Origin of the sequence: Brevundimonas sp. UBA2503 (assembly GCF_002341485.1) — a bacterium.
GTDB classification, from domain to species: Bacteria; Pseudomonadota; Alphaproteobacteria; order Caulobacterales; family Caulobacteraceae; genus Brevundimonas; species Brevundimonas halotolerans.
Map to the genome: position 1 here is coordinate 79,400 of NZ_DDOD01000016.1, position 1,773 is coordinate 81,172.

A 1,773-nucleotide genomic window follows, 5' to 3' on the forward strand; every position below is an offset into this window, starting at 1 on the left:
GGCGGAGCCTGACGGATGAGGGGGAGGTCTGCCCCGGGCGGACCCGGTCAGCGCGTGTCCAGCGGCCCCCTCATCCGAGCCGCTCTCGCGGCCCACCTTCTCCCCCCAAGGGAGAAGGCACCATTCAGACTATTCAGACGGTGTTTATTTGCAGGACGAGCCGCCCCTACCCCAGCCCCAGCTCCGCGCGCGCTTTCTTCGTCAGCTTCGCCGCGATCAGGGCGTGGGCGGTCTTGAGATGATCGGCCAGCTCGCCCTCATCCCAGCTCGCCGGATCCGCCACCTGCACCCATTTGGCGCGCGCCATATAGGGGGCAGGCGCCGCGTGTCCGGCCTCGCTCAGCACCTCAAAGGCAATATCGCTGACCTTGAAGCTCAGCGCCCCCTCGCCGCCGACGATGGCGAACATCTTGCCGCCGACCTTGTAGACGTCGTGATCCTCGCCGAACGAATGGGCCAGCGTGGTCGCCGGCAGCGCCAGACACACCCGGCCGATCCCCGCCCGGTCCATCGATCAGGCCCCCTCTGTCTCGAATTTGGGGCCAACGCCGATCGGGCAGACCACGCCGGTCCCGCCGATGCCGCAATAGCCCGCCGGGTTCTTCGCCAGATACCCCTGGTGATAGTCCTCGGCATAATAGAAGGGTCCCAGCGCCGCGATCTCGGTCGTGATCTCGCCCCGGCCGGCCTTGGCCAGCGCCGCCTGATAGGCCTCCCGCGACCGCTCGGCCTCGGCCTTCTGGCCCTCGTCGCCGTAATAGATGGCCGAGCGATAGGTGGTGCCGATGTCATTGCCCTGGCGCATGCCCTGGGTCGGGTCGTGGTTCTCCCAGAAGGCCTTAAGCAGGTCGCCGTAGGAGATGACTGTCGGGTCGAACACCACCTTGACCACTTCGGTATGCCCGGTGCGCCCGGTGCAGGTCTCCTCATAGGTCGGATTGGGGGTCACCCCGCCCGAATACCCGACCGCCGTCACCCACACCCCCGGCAGCTGCCAGAAGATGCGCTCCACGCCCCAGAAACAGCCCATGCCGAACACGGCCACCTCGAACCCGTCCGGATACGGCCCCTTCAGCGGATTGCCGCTGACAAAGTGCAACTCATCGGTGGGCAGGGGATCGGCGCGGCCCGGCAGGGCGGTCTCGGCCGTGGGCATCTGGGTCTTTTGCGTCAGCATGGCGGTTCTCGAACAAAACAGGGAAGACACGGCATATGGGGTGCCACCCCCCGCTTGCCGAGAGGGCCAGTCTGTTCTATCAGCCTCGCCTCTCGCGGGTCGACTGCCCGCGCGTTTCCGCGATGTGGAAATGGACAGGTGGCGGAGTGGTCGATCGCGCACGCTTGGAAAGCGTGTGTACGTGAAAGCGTACCGAGGGTTCGAATCCCTCTCTGTCCGCCATCGCCTACCCCATTGAATATCAACGATAAGGGTCAACAACCGGTGTGAGAATTCACACCGGTCCTTCCGACGACGAGAACGGGCCATGCTCCGCTTCCGGCAGATGAAGACATTGCAGAAGTTCTGCTCCGTCCACGCCGCCTTCCACAACCACTTCAACCAGGATCGCCACCTCATCAGCAGAGACGACTACAAAGCCCGACGATCAGCCGCCTTGGCTGAGTGGAAGACGCTCGCCGGATAGGCTCTGCGGCCCCTGCCCAGTCTGCGCCTGGTGGAGACGAGTTGTCGTTGGACTGACAGCACCCCCTCGGCCGGTTAGGTTCTGAACTCATAAAGCTTGCGGCGGATCGATCTCGCTGATTCAAGGATTC

At 64.6% G+C, this 1,773-nt stretch carries 3 protein-coding genes and 1 tRNA gene; 2 read left to right on the top strand and 2 right to left on the bottom strand.

Annotated elements, in window-relative coordinates; all coding sequences use genetic code 11:
- Positions 1–166 precede the first annotated feature (166 nt).
- Together B4K74_RS07925 and msrA are read right to left on the bottom strand one after the other, a co-directional pair.
- Positions 167–511 carry an MmcQ/YjbR family DNA-binding protein gene (locus tag B4K74_RS07925; RefSeq protein ID WP_286692483.1) on the bottom strand — a complete coding sequence of 115 codons (345 nt, stop codon included), beginning with the start codon at positions 509–511 and terminating at the stop codon, positions 167–169.
- 3 nt (positions 512–514) lie between these two features.
- On the bottom strand, positions 515–1,177 hold the full coding sequence (gene msrA / locus B4K74_RS07930) for a peptide-methionine (S)-S-oxide reductase MsrA (RefSeq protein WP_286692484.1): 663 nt from the start codon (positions 1,175–1,177) through the stop codon (positions 515–517).
- A 132-nt stretch (positions 1,178–1,309) separates the two neighbouring features.
- On the opposite strand from msrA, the gene B4K74_RS07935 reads away from it, so the two are divergent.
- Together B4K74_RS07935 and B4K74_RS13495 are read left to right on the top strand one after the other, a co-directional pair.
- Positions 1,310–1,399 (top strand) — tRNA-Ser (locus B4K74_RS07935).
- A gap of 25 nt (positions 1,400–1,424) precedes the next feature.
- Positions 1,425–1,643, top strand: coding sequence for a DDE-type integrase/transposase/recombinase (locus B4K74_RS13495; RefSeq protein WP_414631899.1), 219 nt, complete (start codon positions 1,425–1,427; stop codon positions 1,641–1,643).
- Positions 1,644–1,773 lie beyond the last annotated feature (130 nt).